The sequence below is a fragment of the Congregibacter litoralis KT71 genome (assembly GCF_000153125.2).
Classification (GTDB): domain Bacteria; phylum Pseudomonadota; class Gammaproteobacteria; order Pseudomonadales; family Halieaceae; genus Congregibacter; species Congregibacter litoralis.
Map to the genome: position 1 here is coordinate 1857571 of NZ_CM002299.1, position 24643 is coordinate 1882213.

The window sequence follows — 24643 nt, forward strand, 5'->3', positions numbered from 1 at the left end:
GCAGCGCCCCGGGGGTGTCCATAACTGGCAGGTGAGGCAGCATGCGGTTGCTGACGCCGTGCATCATGGAGGAGTGCGACGTTTGACCGCTTCGGTCACAGATAAGCAGTTGGTTGTGCGGGTTCAGAAGGGCGATAAAAGCGCCTTTGATCTGCTGGTGATCAAGTATCAGCAAAAGATCATGAGCCTTATCAGCCGCTACGTGCATGATGCCGACGAAGTGCAGGATGTTGCCCAGGAAGCGTTTATCAAAGCGTACCGGGCGCTCCCGAACTTTCGCGGCGACAGTGCGTTTTATACCTGGCTTTATCGCATTGCGATCAACACCGCGAAAAATCACCTGGTGTCGCGATCGAGACGACCACCGGGGTCAGACGTGGATGTTGATGACGCTCAGTATCTGGAGGCCGGTGACGCGCTGCGCGATCGAGAATCGCCGGAGAATGCGCTGTTTGGGGAGGAATTGCGGGTCAAGGTGCATACAGCGCTGGACGATCTTCCCGATGATTTGAGAACCGCGGTAACTTTACGGGAATTTGATGGTCTTAGTTATGAGGAGATCGCGGCGGTTATGGAATGCCCCGTGGGAACCGTGCGTTCGAGAATATTCAGGGCCCGCGAAGCCATCGACAAGATCGTGCAACAGCAGATGGATGGTCATTGAGCCTGGCAGTTGTTGGAGAATTCAGCCGTGAGAAACAAAGAAAGTTAATGCAAGGCAATGCGAAGTAAGAGAAAGCACCAAGTATCAGTAGCCATGAACAACAGGAAACAGGGATAGTCAGCATGCGTAACGCCGAGAGCAATAGTCCGGAAATTACGGCGGCAGAAACCTTGTCGGCGCTGGCCGATGACGAGGCCCAGGAGCTGGAGCTCCGCCGGGTGCTTCGAGACCTGGACGGTTCACCGGAGCTGCGGGCACGCTGGTATCGCCTACATGTGGCCAGAACAGCGCTGTCGGGTGAGACCGTGCGTCCGTCCGTCGATTTTGCAGGGTCCGTGCGTGCCGCCATCGACGCGGAGCCCGCTTTGGAGCAGGGAAGCTCCGGTAACTGGCGCCGTACCCTGGGCAGTTTTGCCGTGGCGGCTTCCGTGGCGACGGTCGTTGTCCTGGGAGGACAGCAATTGGCGGCCACCTCATCAAATAGCGACAGAGATCTCGTGGCCCGGGTGGCGCCTCTCCCCGTGGGAGTGGTCAACACCACGGGAGCCGTACCCGTAAGGGCGAGCTTTGGTACCCGGGCCGTGCCCACGCTGGAGCCTGCGGATCGCACTGCCTACCGTGAATTGGCGCGGCAACGCCTGCGCCGCTACAGCCAGGAGCACGCCGAGCACGCCTCTCTCAATACGCCCCAGGGCATGCTCCCGTTTGCACGCGTGCCGGTGATTGAGCAGTAAATAGATGCTGGACCATTCAGGGACATCTTCGATTTTTAAGCGAGCATTCTCGAGGTCCGGTTGCGGGCCATGCGTTGGACGCCCATCGGATTTCGCACGCCTTAGCTACAAAGCCCTGACGGGCGCTTTGCTGAGCCTGGCAGCGGCCTTCACCCTTGCCCAGCCGCAATGCGACGCCCTGGCTCCCTCCGTGGCGCGCCTGCTCCAGGCGATGTCCAGCAATGCCCAGCGGGGGAATTACAGCGGCGTCGTGACGCTGCAACGGGGCAATGACATGCAGATTATGGAGCTGTCCCACCGTGTCGAAAATGGGCAGGCGTCGGAAGAGCTGTCCCGTCTTACCGGTCAGGACGCGCTCGTCGAACGAACAGATCACCCCACGGATTGCATGCATCCCGGTCATCAGCTCCTGCGATCCGCAGAGATCATTGATGGTTCTTTTTGCGGCCTCGCGTCGGTGTATCGCTTCCGAGTGCAGCCCGGCGACAGAATCGCTGGCCGGGCCTCCCTGCGACTGCGCGTCGAGCCCAAGGACATGTATCGCTTCGGACACGTGCTGGAGTTGGATCAGGATACTGCTCTCATATTGAAGTCATCGACTTTTGCGGCAGATCAAAGCGTGCTGGAGCAGTTCCAGTTTGCGAGCATCTCCATGGCGCCCCGCCAGCCCGCGGATGCGGTGGTGGAGTACGAGGCGACCCATCCTCATCCCCATGAGTCCGAGCATCTGCGTCGGGGCGTCGCCTGGGACCTCGCATGGTTGCCCGAGGGTTTCATGCCCACCGATTCCGTCCCCAAGGAGTCCCAGCGAAAAAGCTACACCGATGGTCTTGCCTCCTTCTCGGTGTTTCTGGAGCCCCTCGGTGCCGCCATCAAACCCGGAGAGGGCGTTGAGCGCCAGGGCAGTACCGTTGCCTATACCCGTGGCACGCTGCTGGACAGACGCCCGGTGCTGGTGACGGTGCTCGGTGAGATTCCAACAAACACGGCGCGTATGCTCGCCGATTCCGTGCGGCTTCAATGAGCAGCGATTTCATGAGGACGGACCCGTGAGCTCGGCTCGTTCTTTGCCGCGGGTGCGAAGCCATGCTCACTGAAAGCGCCCGGGTAGTGGCAGTAGAAGAGACTGCCGTATGGGTGGAAACCCTGCGGCAGTCAAGCTGCGGTAGCTGCGCCGCCCGCGCCGGATGCGGGCACGGCATGCTCAACAGCGCCCGCGCAGGTGTTTCAAAGGGTTTGTTGAAGGCGGCATTGCCTGCCGACAAAACCCTGGAGGTGAGTCTTCATGACACGGTGGAAATCTCCGTGCCCGAGCAGGGGTTTCTTCGTGCGGCGTGGCTGCTGTACGCGATGCCCCTGCTCACCATGCTCCTCGCTGCGGGCCTTGCGGACCATTTCTGGGCATCCTCGGGGCTGAGCCAGGCTGCCATGGATCTTCGGGTCACCGTCGCGGCGGCGTCAGGTCTGGGGGCAGGGTTGCTGCTCCTGAGATTCCTGAGTCGGCGCATGAGTGCCGACCCGGATCTGCAACCCCGGGTGACGGGCGTCAGCTGATCCAAATCGCCGCGCGCCGCGAATGTTGGACACAACTTTTTTTCACAGATCGAAGATTACTATGTGGGAGACCTATATGACTTATCGTTTCGGAGCCGCGCGATTCGCGGTGTTAACCGTCACAGTCCTCGCCCTGTTGCTGTCGGCTGTGCCCGGCCAGGCGCTGGAGCTGCCGGATTTCCGGGGAATCGTTAAGGAGCAGTCCCCCGCGGTGGTGAAAATCATCGTCGAGGCGAGCAGCCGGGGCCCGTCACAGATTGACGAGCAGGAAATCCCCGAGTTCCTCCGACGCTATTTTCAGATGCCTAATCCACCCCAGGGTCCCCAGCAGGAGCGCATGGCAACGGGCTCGGGTTTTATCATTTCCGATGACGGCTTTGTGGTAACCAATCACCACGTTGTGGAAGACGCCGACCTTGTCACGGTACGACTGTCGGACCGCCGGGAATATGAGGCGGAAGTGGTAGGCCTCGACCCTCGGTCGGATCTCGCGCTCCTTCGCATTGACGCGGAAGATCTTCCTTATCTGGTGCTGGGAGCGGATGATGCCCTGGAGGTCGGTGAATGGGTCCTCGCCATCGGTTCACCCTTCGGCCTGGACTACTCCGTAACCGCAGGCATCGTGAGTGCCAAGGGCCGCAGCCTGCCCACGCGCAGCCGCGAGAATTACGTGCCTTTCATTCAGACGGATGTTGCCATCAATCCGGGTAACTCCGGCGGCCCTCTGTTCAATCTCAAGGGTGAAGTCGTGGGCGTGAACTCCCAGATTTTCACCACCCGTGCCGGAGGATCCATCGGTTTGTCCTTTGCGATACCCGTAAACGTGGTACGCAATGTGGTTGCGCAATTGAAGGAAGACGGCACCGTCACCCGCGGCTGGTTGGGCGTGACCATCCAGAACGTGGACCGCAATCTCGGCGAATCCTTCGGTTTGGATCGACCCCGAGGGGCGCTGATCTCACAGATTGCCAGCGATGGGCCTGCCAGCGAGGCGGGTCTCGAGCCCGGCGATATCATTATCGAGTTCGATGGGGAATCCATAGAAACCTCCGCTGATCTGCCGCACGTGGTGGGATTGATTGCGCCGGGCACGGAAGTGGAAGTGCTCATTGTCCGAGACCGCAAGGAAAAAACCATCGAAGTCGAGGTGGGCGGTCTTGATGCGGATGACAGCGTCGACCAGGCGTACCGCAATGGCGACGGTGAAGGAGAGCGCGGTGGACGTCTCGGTATTGTCGTGGAGGAAGCCCCGGAAGAAGTGCTGTCACGCTGGGACCTTGCTGGCGGTGTCGTCGTGCGGAGCATCCAGCCCGACTCTCCCGCTGCAGAGGCGGGATTACAGCCCGGCGATGTGATTACCGCCGTCGGGGCATCACCGGTGCAGTCCCTCGAGGACTTCAGTGAGATCATCGGGGGACTGGACGAGGGGGCATCCGTGCCTTTGCGCCTGATCCGTCGCGGCTCTCCCTTGTTCATCGGGCTTCGTCTTGAAGACTAAGTCAGCGCCGCAGTGCCTGAGCCTGCCGCGGAGCAATTTGCCCCGTTCGTAGCGACGACCGCCGCACTGGGCTACAATGCCGCGCTTTTTACCGGGGTCTCCGCAGGGAGGCCCCGGATTTCGCCGTTCTAGTGAGCACGCCTTTTGAGTGACCTCGATCACATACGCAATTTTTCCATCATCGCCCATATTGACCATGGGAAGTCGACGCTGGCTGATCGCTTTATTCAGCACTGCGGAGGACTGAGTTCCCGCGAAATGCAGGCTCAGGTGCTCGATTCCATGGATATCGAGCGCGAACGGGGGATTACCATCAAGGCCCAGAGCGTCACCCTCGACTATCAGGCCAAAAATGGAGAGACCTACCAGCTGAACTTCATTGATACGCCGGGGCACGTGGATTTTTCCTACGAGGTCTCGCGTTCCCTGGAGGCCTGTGAAGGTGCACTGTTGGTGGTGGACGCAGGGCAGGGGGTGGAAGCGCAGTCCGTAGCCAATTGCTACACCGCCATCGAGCTGGGATTGGAAGTTCTCCCGATTCTCAACAAGATGGATCTGCCCCAGGCGGATCCGGATCGTGTGCGACTCGAGATCGAAGAAATCATCGGCATCGACGCCACGGAAGCCTGCCTGGTATCGGCAAAATCCGGCCTCGGTATCGAAGATGCGCTGGAGTATCTCGTGGAGCACATCCCGCCTCCGGAGGGAGACCGCGAGGCACCTCTTCAGGCGCTGATCATTGACAGCTGGTTTGATAACTATCTTGGCGTTGTTTCCCTGGTGCGGGTCAAGCAGGGCGTGCTGACACGCCGGGACCGCATCATTACCAAGTCCACGGGCAAGCAACACCAGGTGGATGGTGTAGGCATTTTTACACCCAAGCGCGAAGCCCGGGAGCGCCTGGAGGCGGGCGAGGTGGGCTACGTCGTGGCGGGAATCAAGGATATTCTCGGCGCCCCCGTAGGCGACACCCTGGTGCATGCCAAGACGCCCGATGTGCCGTCTTTGCCGGGTTTCAAGATGGTCAAGCCCCAGGTCTATGCGGGCATCTTTACCGTGTCCACAGACGACTATGAGGATTTCCGCGACGCCCTGGGAAAACTCACCCTCAACGATGCTTCGCTGTTCTACGAACCGGAAACCTCCGATGCCCTGGGCTTCGGTTTCCGCTGCGGTTTTCTGGGCATGCTCCACATGGAGATTATTCAGGAACGGCTGGAGCGGGAATACGATCTCGATCTCATTACCACGGCGCCCACGGTGGTGTATGAGGTGCTGACCAAACGCGGTGAAACCCTGCGCGTGGACAATCCCTCGGCGCTGCCGGATATGGGTGATGTGGATGAAATGCGCGAGCCTATTGCGCGCTGCAACATTCTGGTTCCCCAGGACTATCTGGGTAATGTCATCACCCTCTGCGTGGAGAAACGGGGAGAGCAGAAGGATATGCAGTTTCTGGGGTCCCAGGTCTCCCTGACCTACGACATCCCCATGGCCGACGTGGTTCTCGATTTCTTTGATCGCCTGAAGTCCGTAAGCCGCGGTTATGCTTCTCTTGATTACAGCTTCGATCGTTTTGAGACCGCCACGCTGTCGCGGCTGGATGTGCTGATAAACGGTGATCGCGTGGACGCCCTTGCCCTGATTGTGCATCGCGACCAGGTGGAATATCGCGGACGGCAGCTGACGGAGAAGATGAAGGAACTGATTCCCCGGCAGATGTTCGACGTCGCTATTCAGGCGGCCGTGGGCGGCAAGATCGTCGCACGGCAGACCGTGAAGGCCCTGCGGAAAAACGTGACGGCGAAATGCTACGGCGGCGATGTCAGCCGAAAGCGTAAACTGTTGGACAAGCAGAAGGCCGGCAAGAAGCGCATGAAGCAGGTCGGGCGCGTGGAGATACCGCAGTCCGCTTTTCTTGCCGTTTTGAAAGTCGATTGATCTTGGTTTTGGTCGCTACTTACAGGAGCGCCTATGTCGCTTGATTTCCCCCTTATTCTGGTGATCCTGGTGTTTGGTACGGGCCTGATCTGGCTCGCCGATCGCATTCTCTGGGCGCCCGGGCGGCAGAAAAGCCTGGACGCGCTCTGCGAGCAGTTCCCCGAGTGGAATCAGGAGGGCACTGCCGATGCCCGGCAGTTTGCGTCCTCTGCCGAGACCCTGCCCCGGGAGTCCACCATCGTGGAGTATTCCCGTTCCTTTTTTCCGGTGCTTGCCGTGGTGTTTGTGCTGCGCAGCTTTATTGCAGAGCCCTTTCAGATTCCCTCCTCGTCCATGGTGCCGACCCTTGAGGTAGGTGATTACATTCTGGTTAACAAGTTTATCTACGGCATTCGTCTGCCCGTGGTGAGAACCAAGGTGTTTTCCATCAGCGAGCCGGAGCGGGGTGATGTCATGGTGTTTTTTCCGCCCCACCTCAACAAGACCTACTACATCAAGCGGGTGATCGGACTGCCCGGTGATGTAGTCAGCTATCGCAGCAAGCGTCTGTACGTCAATGGCGAGCCCATTCCCTTTGAGCCTCTGGCGGTGGTGCCCGACGGACGCTCCCGCTATCAGATGGGAATGTCAGAACTCGGCGGCAAGAGCCATTTGCAGCAGATTAACCTTATGCGTCCGGGAAGAGACTTTACCGTGACGGTAAAACCGGGACATTACTTCATGATGGGCGATAATCGTGATAACAGCTCCGACAGCCGCGTTTGGGGGCAGGTGAGTGAGCGCGATATAGTGGGCAAGGCGTTTGCTATCTGGATGCATTGGGATTCGCTGTTCAGCATTCCCAGTTTTGACCGTGTGGGTGGCATCGAATAGATTTATCCACCGCGGTTGCTTATCGAGGGATCGGCTATGAAAACAAACAACAGGCAGCAGGGTATGGGCATGCTTGGCATGCTGATTATTGCCGTGATGGTGGGCTTCTTCGTGATGTCCGGCATACGCATCGCGCCCGGCCTCATCGAGTATCAGACGGTCCGTGAACTGGTTATTGAGGCGGCGGAAGAGTTTGATGACGAAGAGGACACGATAGCGGATATTCGCCGACAGCTGTCCGGCAGCTTCAACATGAATCAGATCAAGTCCATCGGACCGCGCGACGTGGACATCACCCGGGAGAACGGCAAGGTTGTGTTAAATGCCAACTATGAAGACCGTATACCCCTGTTCTGGCGCATCGATGCCGTGGTCAAGTATGACGACCTGGTGTTTATAGCCGGCGAGCGTTACAGCGACGACTGATGGACGCGCAGCAGTGGCTGGAGCGGCAATTCGGCTGTCGCCTGAACAACGACGCTTTATTGCACCAGGCCCTGTCCCATCGCAGCGTTGGGAGTCGTAACAACGAGCGCCTCGAGTTTCTCGGTGACTCCGTCCTCGGCTACGTGGTGAGCGAAGAGCTGTATCGGCGCTTTCCTGACGCCGACGAAGGACAGCTAAGCCGCCTGAGAGTGTCTCTGGTCAAAGGCAGTGCCCTGGCCGAAGTGGCCCGGGAAATTACCCTCGGAGAACAACTTCGCCTGGGTGTGGGCGAGCGCCATGGAGGCGGTCGTCGTCGCAATTCCATTCTTGCGGATTCCTTTGAAGCGATTCTGGGTGCCATTGTGCTGGACCTGGGTATCGAGGCCTGCCGCGCAGCGATTTTGAAGGTCTTCCACGCACGCTTCGAAGGACTGAAGCTTGAGCAGGCGCGGAAAGATCCCAAGACCCGGCTGCAGGAGTTGCTTCAGGGCAGCGGGCGCCCGCTACCGGAATACGTGCTTCGTAAGGCGACGGGGGAAGACCACGCTCGCATATTTACCGTCGCCTGTGAGCTTGCTGATGGCAGGGAAGTCGCCGAGGGCATCGGTGACAGCCGGCGCGCCGCGGAGCAGGCAGCCGCCAGCGCCGTTCTTGAACAATTGGGGGAGCCATGAGTAAAAAGACCCGCTGCGGTTACGTGGCTATCGTGGGGCGACCCAATGTGGGTAAGTCCACGCTGTTAAACCATCTCCTGGGACAAAAGCTATCCATCACGTCCCGCAAGCCCCAAACCACCCGACATCAGGTGCTGGGCATCAAGACCACAGATACGGCCCAAATGCTGTTTGTGGACACCCCGGGGATACACGGGGGAGAGGACCGCGCGCTCAACCGCTTTATGAACCGTACCGCCGGTGCCGCCGTTGCTGCGGTCGATATTGTGGTCATGGTGGTGGACCGGGGCGAATGGCGCGACGATGATGAGCGCGTGTTGCGCAGCTGCCTTGCCAGCGATGCGCCCCTGCTTCTGGTGGTCAACAAGGTGGATCTCGAAGACAACCCCAACGCTATTCTGCCCAGTCTGGAATCCCTGGCGCAGCGGGCGGATTTCGCTGCCCTGATTCCCCTGTCTGCACTTCGCGCCCGCAATCTCGAGGTCCTGGAGACAGAGATCGTCCAGCGCCTGCCCGAGGGGCCTTTTCTCTTTGAAGAGGACGAGATCACGGATCGCAGCACGCGTTTTCTGGTTGCTGAAATCGTGCGCGAAAAAATCACCCGGCAGCTGGGCGACGAACTGCCGTATTCCACCACCGTCGAGATCGAGGAGTACGGCCATGAAAACGGCATCGTGCATATCTCTGCGGTGATACTGGTGGAGCGCAAGGGACAGAAAGCGATTCTTATCGGCCAGAAGGGCAGCCGTCTGCGACAGATCGGCACGGACGCCCGGCAGGACATTGAGCGTCTTATCGACAGCAAGGTCATGCTGAACCTGTGGGTGAAAGTTCGCTCGGGCTGGGCCGATGATGAGCGCGCCCTGCGCAGTCTGGGTTATGACGATGGACGTTGAAGGTCCCCATGGGAGCCCCTGATGCGTGTACAGCTCGAGCCCTGCTACCTCCTTCACCGACGCCCCTTTCGCGATAACAGCGAGCTCCTCGATGTCTTTTCTGTGGCACATGGCCGCCTGGGGCTGGTTGCCCGGGGCCTGAGCCGGCGGCGCCGCGGCGGCTCTCTGGGCGCGGTCCTGCAGCCCTTTCGTCCTCTGCTCCTAAGCTTTTCGGGTAAGGGGGAGCTTCTTACGCTCACGGGTGCCGAGTCCGGTGGAGCGCTGCCGCCACTTCACGGGGATGCCTTGCTCAGCGCGTTTTATCTCAATGAACTACTCCTGCGTCTGCTCCAGCGTTTTGAAGAGCAGCCCGCTATATTTACCGCCTATGGTGCCGCCATCGGCGATCTATGCGACGCCGCAAACCATGAGCAGGAGCGCACGGTGCTGGAACCCGCCCTGCGACGCTTTGAGTTTCGCCTCCTGGAGGAGCTCGGTTACGCCGTCAATCTGGACGTGGAGGCTTCCCGGGGCACGCCCATCCGCGAGGACGGTCATTACGCCCTGGTGCCGGAGTATGGCCTGCGGGAAATAGAGGGGGATGTTTGTGGAAGCGCGAGCAGTTTTACCGGGGAGCAAATCATGGCCATCGCCGACGGGCGCTTTGACGGTGAACACGCTCCGGCCGCAAAAAAGATGGCTCGGGCCCTGTTGCAGCCGCAGCTGGGCAATGCCCCCCTTCGCTCCCGGAGTATGTTTGAAACGGCGCGGGTGCAGCCGTCGTCTGACGGTGGCAATCACGATGTCGCTGACATAAGGTGACGCCGAAATTGAGCGCAACACTCCAGCGTTTGCAGAACAGGTTTAGGAATTGCTATGCCCGACTATCCCACCATTGAGGCCTGCATTGGTGATACCCCCCTGGTGCGCCTTCAGCGTCTGCCGGGCGATACCAGCAACGTGCTCCTCGCGAAGCTGGAAGGGGATAACCCCGCAGGCTCCGTAAAGGACCGCCCGGCGATGAGCATGATTGCCGAGGCGGAGGCCCGCGGTGACATCACACCCGGGGACACGATTATTGAAGCCACCAGTGGCAACACCGGTATTGCCCTGGCAATGGCTGCGGCGGTCCGCGGTTATCGCATGCGTCTGATTATGCCCGCCACCGCAAGCAGCGAGCGGAAACAGGCTATGCGGGCCTATGGGGCCGAGCTCATAGAAGTGAGCGGTGAGGAGGGCATGGAGGGCGCCCGTGACCTCGCCCACGCCATGCGGGATGCGGGGGAGGGGATCGTCCTCGATCAGTTCGCCAACCCGGACAATCCCCTGGCCCACTACCGGGGTACTGGCCCTGAGCTTTGGCGTCAGACGGAGGGCGAGATCACCCATTTTGTGAGCTCCATGGGCACCACGGGCACGATCATGGGGGTGTCGGCCTACCTGAAAACGCAAAACCCCGATGTGGAAATTGTCGGCCTGCAACCCACGGAGGGCGCCAGCATCCCCGGCATCCGGCGGTGGCCCGAGGCTTATTTACCGAAGATTTTTGAACCCGCGCGCGTGGATCGCGTGCTGGATATCAGTCAGCGCGAGGCAGAGGACACCATGCGCGCCCTGGCTCGAGAGGAGGGCATTTTCTGCGGCGTCTCTGCCGGCGGCGCCGTTGCGGGCGCCCTGCGGGTCTCTGCGGAAGTCGAGAATGCCACTATCGTAATGATCATCTGCGATCGCGGTGACCGCTACCTGTCCACTGGCGTCTTCGACAAGAGCTGAGGCCATGGTACGGGTTCGGGAGCAAAGTTATTTTTCCAGTGACGGCGTCGTTGACGGTGAGGCCTGGCTTGCACAGCTTCCCCAGGCGTCGGCCTTGTCCGAACGAAGCACGGACCGACTGCGCACTGCCTTAGAGGTACTTCACGAGGCGTCGCAAACGCCGGCGATCGACACCCGGGACTGGCCCCGGGATCCCAACTGCGAGTGGGCGGGTATTGAGTCTGCGCAGATACTCGCGGAGCTGCGGGTGGGCGTCGATTGCCTCATCGCCGGCTTGCTTTACCGCGCCGTCAGGGAGCAGCGCCTGAGCCTTGATGACGTGGAAAAACGTTTCGGCAAAAAAGTCAGCAATCAGCTTCGGGGCGTGCTGCGCATGGCCGCTATTGCGGACTTGCGCAATCCCAGCGATACCGCCGTGCTCGGTGAAGCAGAGCGGCAGCGGGACAATATCCGCAAGATGCTCGTGGCGATTGTGGACGATGTTCAGGTGGCGCTGATCAAGCTCGCCGAGCGCACCTGCGCCATCCGCGCGGTAAAAAGCGACAAAACCCGGCAGGAACTCGTCGCCCGGGATGTGTTCGACGTCTACGCCCCTCTGGCCCACCGTCTCGGTATCGGTCACCTGAAGTGGGAGCTGGAAGATCTGTCCTTCCGCTATCTGTACAACGATTCCTACAAGCGCATTGCACGCCTTCTGGACGGCAAGCGACTCGAGCGCGATCGTTTTATCACGCGGGTGACGGAGCAGCTGCGCGGGGTCCTCGGCGGCGCCGGCATCGAGTTCGAGATCAGCGGGCGCTCCAAACATATCTACAGCATCTGGCGAAAAATGCAGCGCAAGGGCATTGGCTTTTCCCAGGTCTATGATATTCGCGCCATCCGGATTCTGGTGCCGGAGCTCAAGGACTGTTACGCAACCCTGGGACTCGTCCACGGCCTCTGGCGAAACATCCCCAACGAGTTCGATGACTATATCGCCAGCCCCAAGGAAAACGGCTATCGCTCCCTGCACACCGCGGTTATCGGTCCCGAGGGTAAGATTCTGGAGGTGCAGATCCGCACCCGGGAGATGCACGAAGAGGCGGAATTGGGTGTATGCGCCCACTGGCGGTACAAGGGGACCGATACCCAGCCGGGTTCCGGCTCCAGCTACGATGAAAAGATCAACTGGCTGCGTCAGGTACTGGACTGGCATGAAGAGAGCGGCGATGCCGTCAGCGTTGAAGAGCAGCTGAAATTCAATGTCGCCCAGGACCGGGTGTATGTCTTTACGCCCCGGGGCGATGTTGTGAACCTGGCCAGCGGCGCTACGCCGCTGGATTTTGCCTATCACGTGCATACGGAGGTAGGGCATCGCTGTCGCGGAGCAAAGGTTAACGGGCAAATCGTGCCCCTGACCCACAGCCTGCAAACGGGGGACAGGGTAGAGATTCTGACGGGGCGCGAGAACCGTCCCCGGCGCGACTGGCTGCAGTCGGGGCTGGGGTATCTTCAGACTCCCCGGGCCCGGGCGAAGGTCCAGGCCTGGTTCAAGAGTCAGGCGCGGGAAGAAAACGTCGATGCGGGAAGACAGCTTCTGGAGCGTGAGTTCCGGCGTCTGGCGCTTACCAGCGTGGACTACAAGCGCATCGCCGTGCGTCTCAGCGTGGCCACGGTAGACGATATGTATGCGGCGGTGGGTTCCGGTGACCTCTCGGCGTCCCAGGTTGTCAACGCCGCGGAAACGCTTATTGGCAGCAAGCCTCAGCCTGAGCTGCGCGTAAGCCGGCCCTCTAGCGGGCGCAAGCGCAACGCCGTTCAGGTGCAGGGTGTGGGCAATCTTCTCACCAATATCGCGGGCTGCTGCAAGCCCGTCCCTGGCGACGGTATTACGGGTTTTATCACCCAGGGCCGAGGCGTCAGCATTCATCGTGAGGACTGTCCCCGCGTATTGAAAATCTCTGAGCAGAATCCCGAGCGTGTCATTGATGTGGAATGGGGTGGTACGCCCGATGAGCGCTTCGAGGTGGATATCGCCATTGAAGCCTACGACCGCCAGGGCCTCCTTCGGGATGTCACCTCCATGTTTGCTAACGCGCGCATCAACGTGCTCTCCATCCAAACCCAGACAAACCGCAAGGCCCATGCAGCGGCCATGCGGCTCACCGTCGAGGTGGGCGATCTGGGGTCCCTGGCCAAGCTCCTCGAGCGTCTCAACGGGCTTAAAAACGTGATCTCCGCCCGACGTTTGAGCACCTGAGGCGTGCGGCGCTGCAAACCGTCCTGAAGAACCGGAGTATTAAGCTTGAGCGACTCACCCTACGGCCTCACCGATCTGCTGCGCATCATGGAACGTTTGCGGGATCCGGAGCACGGCTGCCCCTGGGATGTGCAGCAGACCTTTCAGAGCATCGTGCCCTCTACCCTGGAAGAGTGCTACGAACTGGCGGCGGCCATAGAGGCGGGTGACTACCCCCATGTCGAGGACGAACTGGGGGATGTGCTGTTTCAGGTGGTGTTCTATGCGCGCCTGGGCCAGGAGCGGGGCTTTTTCAGCTTTGATTCCGTGGTTCATGGTCTGGCCGAAAAGTTACTTCGTCGCCATCCCCATGTCTTTGCCGGCGGGGCGATAGAGGGGATCGTTGACGCGAATGACAAGCTAGGAGGCGGCGCTGCGGAGGGTGCCTCTGTGAAGAGTGCTTCCGCGGTCAAGGAACAATGGGAGGCGATCAAGTCCCGGGAGCGGGCGTCCCGGGCCCAGTCGGGAGCCCTGGATGACGTTCCCCTTGCTCTGCCGGCCCTGCCCCGGGCGCAGAAGCTGCAGAAACGCGCGTCGCGGCTGGGTTTTGACTGGCCGGGGGTGAATCCCGTGCTGGAGAAGGTCGACGAGGAACTCCGGGAACTTCGTGAAGCGATGGCGCAGGGAGACCCCAAAGCAACGGAGGAAGAACTTGGCGATCTTCTGTTTACCGTGGTCAACCTGTCCCGGCATCTAAAGATCGACGCTGAGACCGCGTTACGCCATGCCAGCGGCAAATTCGAGCGTCGTTTTCGTAGCATGGAAGCGCGCTGCGCGAGGGATGGTGAGGCTCTCGAGGCCCTGGACGCAGCGGCGATGGAGCTCCTCTGGGAGGAGGCGAAAGCGTCGGAGTAGCGCACAGATCTTAGACTAAAGGCTGCTTGTTTCCCCTTGTGCCTGCCGGTATGGTGTCCGGCTCGGCGTGGGCAAGCCTGCGGGCCGACGAATTACCCTTTTAAAAAAAACGAGGACGTCCATGCGATTGATTCTGCTCGGAGCTCCCGGTGCCGGCAAAGGCACTCAGGCTCAGTACATTACCGAAGCCTTTGGCATCCCTCAGATATCCACGGGCGATATGCTCAGGGCCGCGGTGAAAGCAGGTACGGAGTTGGGCCTGAAGGCCAAAGCCATCATGGATACCGGTGGCCTGGTATCCGACGATATTATTATCGGACTGGTGAAAGAACGTATTGCAGAGCCCGACTGCGCCGGAGGCTGCCTTTTTGATGGTTTCCCAAGAACAATTCCCCAGGCCCAGGCAATGGTGGATGCCGGTGTAACCATTGACCATGTGATTGAAATCGCTGTGGACGACGAGGAAATCGTTAAGCGTCTCAGTGGTCGCCGGGTGCATCCGGGTTCCGGGCGTATCTATCACGTTGAACATAATCCCCCGAAGGTCGAGGGCGTCGACGATGAGACCGGTGAAGCGCTGGTTCACCGCGATGATGATCTCGAAGAGACCGTGCGCAAGCGCCTCGCCGTCTATCAGGAGCAAACCCGGCCCCTGGTGGATTTTTACAGCAACATGAGCGGTGAAGATGCGCCTGCCTGTCACTTTATCGAAGGTGTTGGCAGCGTTCAGGAAATCCGCGCGAAGGTCGTGGCTGCCCTCGGCGGTTAGACGGGGGCCTCATTTCGCAAAGAGGCTGGCGGTCTTCCCCCAAAGGCTGGACACCACGATCGCGGACGACACTCGGCCTTAGGGTCCCAGGTCCTCCGCGCTGTTCATATTCAGAAACTGCTCTCCCAGGGCATCACTGAACCGCAACGCTGCGCTGCGTCGCCTCGCATACCAGCGGCGCACCGCATAGTCAGCGTTATCCAGTTGAAAGCTGACGCTGTCTAGCACCGACACACGCAGGGCCGCGCAAAGATAGTGTGCCTGACCCCCGCAGCTCGCGTAGATAATTTCTTTATCCTCCTGCTCATCAAGGGCTGCGAGAAGCCGCTCCGGCACTTCCGCTGTTAGGCGCGGCATATCGCAGGGAAGGAGCAGGAGGCGATCGTAGGGAGCGTCGGGCGCCAAGGCCGCGGCCAGGGCTTCAATGCCCGCCAGGGGGCCGGGCAGTGCCGGTCGCAGGTCTTCAAGGACCGTCCCCAGCTCCAGGTTCTGATACCGCAGAATGTTTCGGTTGGCGCTGATAAACCGGCTTTCACACAGGGGTTCCAGGCAGCTAAGAGCCAGAGAGACCGCGGGTTGTCCATCCACGGTGAGCAGGCCTTTGTCTCTGCCCCCCATGCGGCGACCGGCACCCCCGCATAACACCAGGCCCACCACGCCGGATCCAGGGCCCTTTGAGTTCCGAGCGGCGTCCAGAGACGGGGATTGTGTGGGATAATTCATCTTCACCATGATTAGATCTTACTGACTTGTCCCGCCTTCTTGCCATCGATACCGCTACCGACGCCCTGAGTCTTGCGATTTGGGACGGACAGACGTGCCAGGACCTCCACCGTGTCATGCCGCGCCAGCATCAGCAATTGCTGTTCACCCTGCTGGACGAACTTCTGGCGGGTCGCAAACCCGCGGATCTTGAGCTCGATGCCATTGTCTACGGACGGGGCCCCGGCTCGTTTACCGGGCTTCGGATTGCCGTGAGCGCGGCCCAGGGGCTGGCCTTCAGTCTGGGTATTCCCGTGGTGGGGATCTCCAGTCTCGAGACCCAGGTGCGCAGCTTCCTCCGCCGAGAGTCCTTTGGAGACTCGGCGTTGATTCTCAGCTGCATTGATGCCCGTATCGGACAGATTTACGGGCAGTGGTTCAGCCTCCATGGGGGAGAGATGACCGCCCTGGGCGATGCTTTCGTGGCGCCGCCGGAGGCCGTAGAGGGGCCGGTTGGTGATGCCGATAGGGGGTATCCGGGGCTGGCCGTGGGGAGCGGCGCCGCGTTTGTCTCCAGCATGCCCCCTTCCCTCAGAGATCGTTTACGGCCATGGCCGGCGGTGCTCCCCGAGGCTCGGGACATGCTGGAACCCGCCCGTCAGGCCCTCGCGGCAGGGCAGGGGGAGGATCCCATGCTGGCAGCTCCGGATTATGTCCAGACCCGCATCGGTTGGAAAACCCTGGCTGAACAGGGTCGCAGCGCATGATTGAGTGGTGGCAGGCGGCACTCCTGGCCCTGGTACAGGGGCTCACGGAGTTTTTACCGATTTCGAGTTCCGCGCATCTGCTCCTGCCCTCGATGCTCCTGGGATGGCCGGATCAGGGACTCGCCTTTGATGTGGCGGTGCATGTCGGCACCCTGGCGGCGGTGATTCTGTATTTTTGGCGGGACCTATGGACCCTGACAAGGGGCGGTTGGGATGCGCTCCGCAGCCGTCAGACGAACGAGCACAGTAGTGAAATCCTCTATCTCGCCGTGGCGACGGTGCCTGCCGTGATAGTGGGTTTTGCCCTCAACGACGTCATGGATTCCCTGCGCAGCCTTCCGGTCATTGCAACGACGACAATTGTTTTTGCCTTGTTGCTGGCCTATGCCGATCGTCGCGTGACGGCATCTCCCGCAGAAAATGTGGGAAGCTGGCGCGTGGCACTAATGATCGGCTGCGCTCAGGCTATTGCGCCCATTCCCGGCACCTCCCGCTCGGGGATTACCATTACCGCCGGGCTATTGCTGGGCCTGTCCCGCCATGCGGCGGCGCGGTTTTCTTTTCTCCTCTCGATTCCCATTATTCTCGGTGCCGCGCTGCTGAAGGTCTCAGACCTTCTGAGTGCCGACACGACGGTGGATTTGCCCCTGGTGCTGTTGGGGACTGCCATCGCAGCGATCAGTGCCTATACCTGCATCGCGCTGTTTCTGCGTCTTATCGAGGCAGTTGGCATGCTGCCCTTTGTTATCTACCGTCTGCTGTTGGGTGCCGTGTTGTGCCTCCTCTGGTGGACCTGAGTCAGGAGACTATCGCCTCTATGAAAGTGGCTTTTTTGGGTTTAGGTGTGATGGGGTTTCCCATGGCAGGACATCTCGCAGCGGCGGGCTATGAGCTCTGTGTCTATAACCGCACGCCGGGTAAAGCTGATCTGTGGATGACCCGCTACACGGGTAGCGTGGCAAAGACACCGGCGGAGGCGGCGCGGGGCGCCGATGTCGTAGCGCTTTGCGTGGGTAACGATGATGACGTCCGGGAAGTTATCTGTGGCAATGATGGTGTTTTTGACGGCATCGCCGCCGGTGCGGTAGTCGTCGATCACACCACCGCCTCGGCGGCCCTGGCCCGAGAGCTTGCCACGCTGTCCACAGCCCGGGACGTGGGTTTCGTCGATGCGCCGGTGAGCGGCGGTCAGGCGGGTGCGGAAAACGGCGCCCTCACGGTCATGGCCGGGGGTGAGCCCGATGCCTTTCGTAAGGCACTGCCGGTAATGGAGAGCTACGCAAAGTGTGTGCGCCTCCTGGGGGCAAGCGGGGCAGGGCAGCTGGCCAAGATGGTCAACCAGATTTGCATCGCCGGTGTGGTCCAGGGCCTCTCGGAGGCGCTGCTGTTCTCAGAGCGTGCGGGTCTGGATACTGCCGCCGTGATCGAGGTGATTAGCCAGGGCGCGGCGCAGTCCTGGCAGATGGAGAATCGCTACGAGACCATGCTGGCCGGCGAGTACGAGCATGGCTTCGCCGTGGACTGGATGCGCAAGGATCTCTCCATCGTGCTCAGCGAGGCACAGCGCCTCGGTCTCGAACTGCCGGTAACGTCCCTGGTGGACGGGTTTTATGGTGATGTGCAGGCCATGGGCGGTGCCCGCTGGGATACCAGCAGTCTTCTTGCCCGCCTCAAGGACCAGCATTCGGAAATCAACAGCAAGGACAAGCTCTGATGAACAAGGACGTGTTTAACGAGGGGCTGCTGACGTTTTTATCCGAGGCAACGACCCCCTTTCACGCGGTTAAAGCCCTGTCCCGGCGGCTTCGCGAGGCGGGCTTTGCGCCCCTCGATGAACACAGCAACTGCTCGCCGGGCAGCGGTGGTGTGTTCTACGAGCAGGCGGGCAGCATTATCGCGCTGCGGCCCGGGAGCGGGCCTTTGCTGGAAAGCGGGCTGCGCATGGTAGGCGCGCATACGGACAGCCCCTGTCTCATGGTGAAACCGCAGCCGGAGCAGCGCAATCTCGGCTACCTGCAGCTTGGCATCGAGGTTTATGGCGGGGCTTTGCTGAATCCCTGGTTTGATCGAGATCTCTCCCTGGCAGGCCGCGTGAGTTATGAGGATGACAAGGGGGCCGTGGCGACGTCCCTGGTGGACTTTCGGGATCCCATCGCCATTGTTCCCAGCCTGGCGATTCACCTCGATCGGGAGGCCAACAAAAACCGCAGCGTGAATGCTCAACTGCAAATGGCGCCCCTGCTGGCGCTCAATGATGAGAAATTCTGTCTTCGCGATTTCCTGCGGGAGCATCTCCGTGAGCGTGATCTCGAGGTTGCGGAGGTGCTGGATTACGAGCTCTGCTTTTACGATACGCAGCCGCCGGCGCAAATAGGTCTTAAGGGTGAATTCATTGCATCGGCGCGCCTGGATAATCTTTTGTCCTGCTACACAGGGCTGCAGGCGCTGTTGGAGGCGGACGGATCCCAGTGGTCCCTCCTCATCTGTAATGATCACGAAGAGGTGGGGTCGCGCTCTGCATCTGGTGCCCAGGGCCCCATGTTGCAGCACTTTATTCAGGGCTTGCTCCCGGATGCCGGCGCGCTGCCACTCCTGATGCAGCGCTCTATGATGATATCAGCAGATAATGCCCACGCCGTGCACCCCAGCTACCCGGACAAACATGATGAACAGCATGGCCCGATGCTTAACGGCGGTCCCGTGATCAAGGTCAACGCCAGCCAGCGCTACGCCACCTCCAGTGACGGCGCAGCGCTGTTTCGCGTCCTGGCCCGGCAGGAATCCGTGGATGTGCAGAGCTTCGCCATGCGCGCAGATATGGCCTGCGGCAGCACCATCGGCCCCATCACCGCGGGGGAGCTGGGAGTAACAACACTGGATATCGGTGTTCCTACCTTTGCCATGCACTCTATCCGCGAGTTGGCAGGGAGCGATGATGCCTGGGCATTGCATCGGGTGTTAAGCGCCTATTTCCGTCAGCCCGCACCGCTATTTGCAGGCCCGCGATGAACAGCAATGACCAGGGTCCCCGGGCCGATGATTTTTTAAGGAGACAGGCATGAGCGTGCGACGCGTTCTCACAGGCATCACCACCACGGGCACTCCCCACCTGGGCAACTATGTGGGGGCCATCCGTCCGGCGATAGCGGCGGCAAAGTCCGAAGATAACGAGTCCTTCTTTTTTCTCGCGGACTATCACGCGCTGATTAAGTGCAGTGACCCACAGCTGGTGGCGCGCTCAGCGCTGGAAATTGCCGCGACCTGGCTCGCCCTGGGCCTCGACACGTCCCGGGCGGTTTTCTATCGACAGTCGGATATTCCCGAGATCGCCGAGCTGACCTGGATCCTCAACTGCAGCGCAGCGAAGGGGCTGATGAACAGGGCCCATGCCTACAAAGCGGCGGTGCAGGCCAATGAAGACAATGGCGACGATCCGGATCTCGCCGTGACCATGGGTTTGTTCAGCTATCCCGTGCTCATGGCTGCCGACATTCTCATGTTCCGCGCCCATGATATTCCCGTGGGTCGCGATCAGATTCAGCACGTGGAAATGGCGAGAGATATTGCTCAGCGCTTCAATCACAATTACGAGGAGCTCTTCGTATTGCCCGAGGCGCGGGTCGACGACGACATTGCCGTACTTCAGGGCCTGGACGGCCGTAAGATGAGTAAAAGCTATAACAACACGATCCCGCTCTTTGACAGCGAAAAACGCCTTAAAAAGTCGGTCAACAAAATCAAAACGAACCTCTTGGAGCCCGGTGACCCGAAGGACACCGCGGATTCCACGGTGTTTCAGCTTTGGTGCGCCTTTGCGGACAAGGCCGCCATCGCGTCTATGCAACAGGCCTTTGCCGACGGTATTGCCTGGGGAGAGGCCAAGAAGCAGCTATTTGAGTTGATCAATGAAGAACTTCGGGGGCCTCGTGAGGAATATGAGCGCCTCATGGCCGATCCAGGCCACATTCAATCGGTGCTGCTTCGGGGCGCGGAGCGGGCACGTGAGCAGAGCGTACCCTTCATGGCTAAGGTTCGCGCGGCGGTGGGCATCCGGCCCATGGCCTAGGCGTTAAGTCACTGGGGTCGGTAGGCAAACTCCAGGAACACGCCGCGGGGCTGACCCACAAAGTAGCGATAGGAGCCAAAGCCGAAATCGGCCCGTTCCGCGTAGTCCTCGTCGAGAAGGTTAGTCACCCGCAGGGTGGTGCTGAAGTCCTTGTTCAGGTCCAGGGCTACGCGCAGGTTGAGGAGTTCGTGGCCCTCGTATTCGTGCTGATTGTCCGGCTCCAGGTAATAGCTGCCCATGTGCACCCACTCCAGCTCTGCGCGAACGTCGCGGTTGTTTATCGTCAGATCGCGACCGAAACGGGCGCTGCCAAAATGCCGGGGAGCTGTATCAATGTCGTTGCCCTCAATATCCAGACGGGAGCCCAGGAGATTGGCGGCACTGTCGTAGCGGTGCCGCGCAACATTGCCATCGACGCCGGCATACCAGCCTGACTCTCCTGTCCAGTAGAGACTGAACTCCAGACCCTCGTGGCGCGTCTTGGCGCCGCTCACGTTCTGGCGGTCGGCGTTCTGAAAGATGACGTCCTCTTTGCGCATGGCGTAGAGCGATGCGTCGTAGCTCAGAGCGCCGAAGTTACCGCGCATACCCAGGTCGACACTGGTGATGGTTTCGCTGTCGAGGTCCGCCACCTCCTGCCCGGATTGCAGGCGATAGAGTTCCGCTGCCTGTGGTGGGCGAAAGCCCTGGGCTCCCCGAAGATAGACACGGTGAGAATCGCTGAGGGCATAGGTCAGCCCGAGGTTGACGCTGCCGTTGTTGAAATCGTCTTCACGGTCCGCCGGGCGGAAGAATCGGCAGGCGCTGGCTTCGGGTGCACAGGCAGAGCCGTCTTCGGTCTGGTTGTTGTAGTCATAGCTGTTTTGCTCCAGACGCAGTCCCGCAGCGAGTCCCCACCGCGATGTCAGCTGCCAGTCTCCCTGGGCGTAGAGCGCTGCCGATAAGGCATCGACCTCATAGTCGTAGTGAATGCCCGCAGGCTGGTTGGGACTAAAATCATCGTCCTGCACTTCGCGTAGCCAGCCGCGGGTGGCATCGATGTCTACACCCGTGCTCCAGCGGAAGCGCTCATTACCGTCGCTGAGGGCGACGCGTAAACCCAGGCTTTCCTGGCCATTTTTTTCCGTGGCTTGCCAGGGCAGGAAGTGCTGCAGGAACTCCATGGTCGTCCGCCGAAAATACGGCGTAATGTCCAGCTGCCCGAGACGGGTATCGCGCTCCCAGCGACTGTAGGCCCGCAATGCAAAGCTGTCCCGATAGGCCTCGGGGTTAGGATTCACTTTCTTTAAATCGGGATCCTTGTAGGCCTCAAATCCCGCGACGAATCCCGAGGTTTCCTGATTGAGATTCGTGGTCTCGAGGGCGTTGGTGACCTTCCACTGCTCTCCGCTGAAGTCGTGACGCAGGGTAAGCTTTTGCTGGTCAAAGCCCGCATTGTCTTTGTAGCCGCCGTCGGAGACGCCATTGAAATAGGCGCCTACCGCGTGGTCGCCGTGCCTTGCCCGGAACTCTCCACGTACCCGATAGTAGTCATCGGGACCTGCCTCGATGGCATAGGCGTTTTCCGGCCCGCGGCGCGGGTCTGCGGTGAGCGTATTGATCACGCCATGGACGGCGTTCGCACCGTACACCGCGGTGCCGGGTCCGCGGATGACCTCGATGGCGCCCGCCTGCTCGCTGTTGACATCAAAGAGCTGATTCACATTGCAAAAACCCGGGGCGCGGAGGCTGATGCCGTCCCAGGCCGTGTAAAAAGCACCGCAGCCGCCGCTGCCCGTGAGCACCGGGGAACGGAGGGCAATAAGGCTCTCCTGGCCATTTCCACGGGATATCCAGGCGCCGGGCGCTCGCTGCATGATCTGGTTAATGTGCACGGCGCCCGTGAGTTCCAGGGCTTCCTCGTCAATACGCGCCCAGGGCAGGGCGAGGTTCAAACCGGTTTCCGGTTCTCGACTGGCACTGACAATGACCTGCTCAAGACGTGACGCTGCCTGTTCACTGCTTTGAGCCAGGGCCGGGTAAGCGGGCCCGACGAGAGCGGCGGCGCAAAGGCCGGGCAGGGTAAACAGCGTGCGGGCGGCGATTAATGGAATGCGGATCATGGTGATGTCCTTTGAGGTCGGGCGGCAGTGTAACGGAGGCCAGCGCTCACCCCAAGCCGCCGGGGCATCGCGACGAGGGGACCGGGACCTATAGAAATAGTCCGTCAAAGCTCTCCCTGAGGCTTGGGGTGTTCCCCTCCAGGGGATAAACTGCGGTCCCCTAATCTTTCTGAAAGGTCCGCGCCCCGTGCAGCCCTTTGTTATTGCCATCGCCGGTCCTTCGGGTTCGGGTAAAAGCCTGTTTGCCGAGACCCTGTGCGAGGAGCTGCGGCGCGATGCGCCTCTCCTGGATGTGGTGCTTATTAAGGAAGATGCCTACTACCGGGACCAGTCCCATATGTCCCTCGAAGCGCGGGAAACTGTTAACTACGATCATCCCGATGCCATTGAGCAGGATTTGCTCGCCAGCCATCTCGAAGCCTTGAGCGCAGGGCAGGCGGTGGAGGTTCCAATCTATGACTACACCGTGCACAGCCGAACCGCGGAAACAATCAGCGTCTCGCCGGCCCCGGTGATTATTGTCGAGGGTATTCTCCTGCTGACGCATCGCGCACTCCGCGAGGCCTGCCACATCAAGTTCTACATGGATACGCCCCTGGATATCTGCCTCCTTCGGCGTATGGCCCGGGATATCAAGGAGCGGGGACGTAGCCTGGATTCCGTGACGGCACAATACCGTGAATCCGTGCGGCCCATGTATCACGAGTTTATTCGCCCCAGCGTGCGACATGCAGATATGGTGATTACCCGGGGAGGGCGCAACCGCGTTGCCCTGGATATTGTGCGCAATATGCTGCTGTCCGTATCGCAGCAGACGGCATCGCCGGAGGATGCTGTTTCATGAGTGGGCCTTTCACGGCGTTTCTCGCGGTGATGGCTATCATCGTGTTTGTCGTCATCGCCTGGGCGCTGTCCCTGGATCGCCGCGCCGTATCCTTGAGAACTGTGGGTGGGGCGTTTCTTCTGCAGGTCGCTATCGGCGGACTGGCGCTCTACGTGCCCGCGGGGCGGGCGGTTCTGGAGTCGCTTTCTAACGGGGTGTCTCGCGTCATCAGCTATGGCCAGGCGGGTATCGACTTTGTGTTCGGCGACATCGGTCGCTATGAGGTGGGCTTTGTATTTGCTTTCCACGTTCTGCCGATCATCATTTTCTTTTCGTCCCTGGTTGCGGTGCTTTATCACATCGGGCTCATGGGGTGGATCATCCGCATCCTGGGGGGTGCCCTGCAGCGACTGCTGGGCACCAGTCCCGCGGAGTCCATGTCGGCCACGGCCAATGTGTTCGTGAGTCAGACTGAGGCCCCCCTCGTCATCAAACCTTACATCGCATCCATGACGCGCTCAGAGCTCTTTGCGGTGATGGTGGGGGGGATGGCAACCGTTGCCGGCTCGGTGCTCGCGGGGTATGTCGCCCTGGGCGTGGAAATGCGCTACCTCCTGGCGGCCAGCTTTATGGCGGCGCCGGGAGGGCTCCTGATGGCCAAGCTCCTGGTGCCGGAGCAACAGGCTGTGTCCCGGGCTGAAGATGACCTGGATCTGAGTATCGAAAGAAGCGTCAACGTGTTTGACGCCGCGGCCACGGGCGCCGCAAACGGTCTCTCCCTCGCGGTGAACATCGGCGCAATGCTCTTGGCATTTGTGGGACTCATCGCGCTGCTAAATGGTCTTCTCGGGGGCCTGGGGGGGCTGTTGGGCTGGGAAGCGCTGTCCCTGGAGTTGCTCCTGGGCAACCTCTTCAGGCCGATTGCCTATCTTCTCGGCGTGCCCTGGAATGAGGCCGCCGTAGCGGGCAATCTCATCGGCCAGAAACTGGTGCTCAATGAATTTGTGGCCTTTGGCTCCTACTACGAAGACAAAGCGATGCTGAGCGATCATGCGCAGGCGGTGGTCTCCTTTGCCCTCTGTGGTTTTGCGAATCTCTCCTCCATCGCGATTCTTATTGGTGGCCTGGGAACCCTTGCGCCGGAGCGGCGGCCCCTGATTGCCCAGCTCGGACTGCGCGCAGTGCTGGGTGGTTTTTTGGCAAACCTCCTGAGCGCAGCGATTGCCAGCTTTTTTCTGGCTTTAGCCTGAGGCCGCCTGCAGTCATGCG

Annotated in this window: 24 protein-coding genes; 22 read left to right on the forward strand and 2 right to left on the reverse strand. The window is 60.4% G+C overall.

The genetic code is table 11. The annotated features are described in order from the left end of the window. The first annotated feature begins 82 nt into the window (after positions 1-82). From rpoE to adk, 15 genes are all read left to right on the forward strand, one after another. Positions 83-664, forward strand: a complete 582-nt coding sequence (gene rpoE, locus KT71_RS08535) for an RNA polymerase sigma factor RpoE (RefSeq protein ID WP_008295826.1) — start codon at positions 83-85, stop codon at positions 662-664. Positions 665-786: 122 nt separating this feature from the next. Continuing rightward, complete coding sequence (locus KT71_RS19680) at positions 787-1398, forward strand: sigma-E factor negative regulatory protein (protein ID WP_008295825.1); 612 nt, start codon at positions 787-789, stop codon at positions 1396-1398. A 127-nt stretch (positions 1399-1525) separates the two neighbouring features. Beyond that, on the forward strand, positions 1526-2422 hold the full coding sequence (locus KT71_RS08545; protein ID WP_008295824.1) for a MucB/RseB C-terminal domain-containing protein: 897 nt from the start codon (positions 1526-1528) through the stop codon (positions 2420-2422). 62 nt (positions 2423-2484) lie between these two features. Beyond that, positions 2485-2952: a SoxR reducing system RseC family protein gene (locus tag KT71_RS08550; RefSeq protein WP_008295823.1), complete on the forward strand. Its 468-nt coding sequence runs from the start codon at positions 2485-2487 to the stop codon at positions 2950-2952. 76 nt (positions 2953-3028) lie between these two features. After that, on the forward strand, positions 3029-4450 hold the full coding sequence (locus KT71_RS08555; RefSeq protein ID WP_023659481.1) for a DegQ family serine endoprotease: 1422 nt from the start codon (positions 3029-3031) through the stop codon (positions 4448-4450). Positions 4451-4594: 144 nt separating this feature from the next. Then, entirely contained in the window at positions 4595-6391 is a 1797-nt protein-coding gene (gene lepA, locus KT71_RS08560; RefSeq protein WP_008295821.1) for a translation elongation factor 4, read from the forward strand. 33 nt (positions 6392-6424) lie between these two features. Then, positions 6425-7264: a signal peptidase I gene (gene lepB, locus KT71_RS08565; RefSeq protein ID WP_008295820.1), complete on the forward strand. Its 840-nt coding sequence runs from the start codon at positions 6425-6427 to the stop codon at positions 7262-7264. Positions 7265-7300: 36 nt separating this feature from the next. After that, complete coding sequence (locus KT71_RS08570; protein ID WP_023659482.1) at positions 7301-7690, forward strand: DUF4845 domain-containing protein; 390 nt, start codon at positions 7301-7303, stop codon at positions 7688-7690. Continuing rightward, positions 7690-8364 (forward strand): ribonuclease III, encoded by a 675-nt coding sequence (gene rnc, locus KT71_RS08575; RefSeq protein ID WP_008295818.1) that lies wholly within the window; start codon positions 7690-7692, stop codon positions 8362-8364. The genes KT71_RS08570 and rnc overlap by 1 nt, the downstream gene beginning before the upstream one ends. Continuing rightward, on the forward strand, positions 8361-9260 hold the full coding sequence (gene era, locus KT71_RS08580) for a GTPase Era (RefSeq protein WP_008295817.1): 900 nt from the start codon (positions 8361-8363) through the stop codon (positions 9258-9260). The genes rnc and era overlap by 4 nt, the downstream gene beginning before the upstream one ends. Positions 9261-9281: 21 nt before the next feature. Beyond that, entirely contained in the window at positions 9282-10061 is a 780-nt protein-coding gene (gene recO, locus KT71_RS08585; RefSeq protein ID WP_008295816.1) for a DNA repair protein RecO, read from the forward strand. Positions 10062-10115: 54 nt separating this feature from the next. Then, a complete protein-coding gene (gene cysM / locus KT71_RS08590) occupies positions 10116-11012 on the forward strand; it encodes a cysteine synthase CysM (RefSeq protein WP_008295815.1) in 897 nt (298 codons plus the stop codon). A gap of 4 nt (positions 11013-11016) precedes the next feature. Beyond that, on the forward strand, positions 11017-13251 hold the full coding sequence (relA, locus tag KT71_RS08595; RefSeq protein WP_008295814.1) for a GTP diphosphokinase: 2235 nt from the start codon (positions 11017-11019) through the stop codon (positions 13249-13251). Between the two features lie 45 nt (positions 13252-13296). Continuing rightward, positions 13297-14145, forward strand: coding sequence for a nucleoside triphosphate pyrophosphohydrolase (mazG, locus tag KT71_RS08600; RefSeq protein WP_008295813.1), 849 nt, complete (start codon positions 13297-13299; stop codon positions 14143-14145). 121 nt (positions 14146-14266) lie between these two features. Beyond that, on the forward strand, positions 14267-14914 hold the full coding sequence (gene adk, locus KT71_RS08605; protein WP_008295812.1) for an adenylate kinase: 648 nt from the start codon (positions 14267-14269) through the stop codon (positions 14912-14914). A 78-nt stretch (positions 14915-14992) separates the two neighbouring features. Here the strand turns inward: adk and KT71_RS08610 are convergent, their stop codons facing one another. Continuing rightward, entirely contained in the window at positions 14993-15646 is a 654-nt protein-coding gene (locus tag KT71_RS08610; RefSeq protein WP_023659483.1) for a molybdenum cofactor guanylyltransferase, read from the reverse strand. A 17-nt stretch (positions 15647-15663) separates the two neighbouring features. Between KT71_RS08610 and tsaB the strand changes: the two genes are divergently transcribed. The 5 genes from tsaB to trpS are packed head-to-tail and all read left to right on the forward strand — an operon-like array spanning position 15664 to position 20449. Continuing rightward, the gene (tsaB, locus tag KT71_RS08615; RefSeq protein WP_008295810.1) at positions 15664-16383 is read left to right on the forward strand and encodes a tRNA (adenosine(37)-N6)-threonylcarbamoyltransferase complex dimerization subunit type 1 TsaB; all 720 of its coding nucleotides are present in this window, start codon (positions 15664-15666) and stop codon (positions 16381-16383) included. Beyond that, on the forward strand, positions 16380-17180 hold the full coding sequence (locus KT71_RS08620) for an undecaprenyl-diphosphate phosphatase (RefSeq protein ID WP_008295809.1): 801 nt from the start codon (positions 16380-16382) through the stop codon (positions 17178-17180). The genes tsaB and KT71_RS08620 overlap by 4 nt, the downstream gene beginning before the upstream one ends. Before the next feature lie 20 nt (positions 17181-17200). After that, on the forward strand, positions 17201-18097 hold the full coding sequence (locus tag KT71_RS08625) for an NAD(P)-dependent oxidoreductase (protein WP_023659484.1): 897 nt from the start codon (positions 17201-17203) through the stop codon (positions 18095-18097). Then, positions 18097-19392, forward strand: a complete 1296-nt coding sequence (locus KT71_RS08630; RefSeq protein ID WP_008295807.1) for a M18 family aminopeptidase — start codon at positions 18097-18099, stop codon at positions 19390-19392. Before KT71_RS08625 ends, KT71_RS08630 begins: the two co-directional genes overlap by 1 nt. A gap of 49 nt (positions 19393-19441) precedes the next feature. Then, positions 19442-20449, forward strand: coding sequence for a tryptophan--tRNA ligase (gene trpS / locus KT71_RS08635; RefSeq protein ID WP_008295804.1), 1008 nt, complete (start codon positions 19442-19444; stop codon positions 20447-20449). An 8-nt stretch (positions 20450-20457) separates the two neighbouring features. Here trpS and KT71_RS08640 read toward each other — a convergent pair whose 3' ends face one another. Then, positions 20458-22551 (reverse strand): TonB-dependent receptor, encoded by a 2094-nt coding sequence (locus KT71_RS08640; RefSeq protein ID WP_008295803.1) that lies wholly within the window; start codon positions 22549-22551, stop codon positions 20458-20460. 187 nt (positions 22552-22738) lie between these two features. Here KT71_RS08640 and udk point away from each other — a divergent pair, with 187 nt between their 5' ends. Next, positions 22739-23395: a uridine kinase gene (gene udk, locus KT71_RS08645; protein WP_008295802.1), complete on the forward strand. Its 657-nt coding sequence runs from the start codon at positions 22739-22741 to the stop codon at positions 23393-23395. Continuing rightward, positions 23392-24624, forward strand: coding sequence for a NupC/NupG family nucleoside CNT transporter (locus KT71_RS08650; protein ID WP_008295801.1), 1233 nt, complete (start codon positions 23392-23394; stop codon positions 24622-24624). The genes udk and KT71_RS08650 overlap by 4 nt, the downstream gene beginning before the upstream one ends. Positions 24625-24643 lie beyond the last annotated feature (19 nt).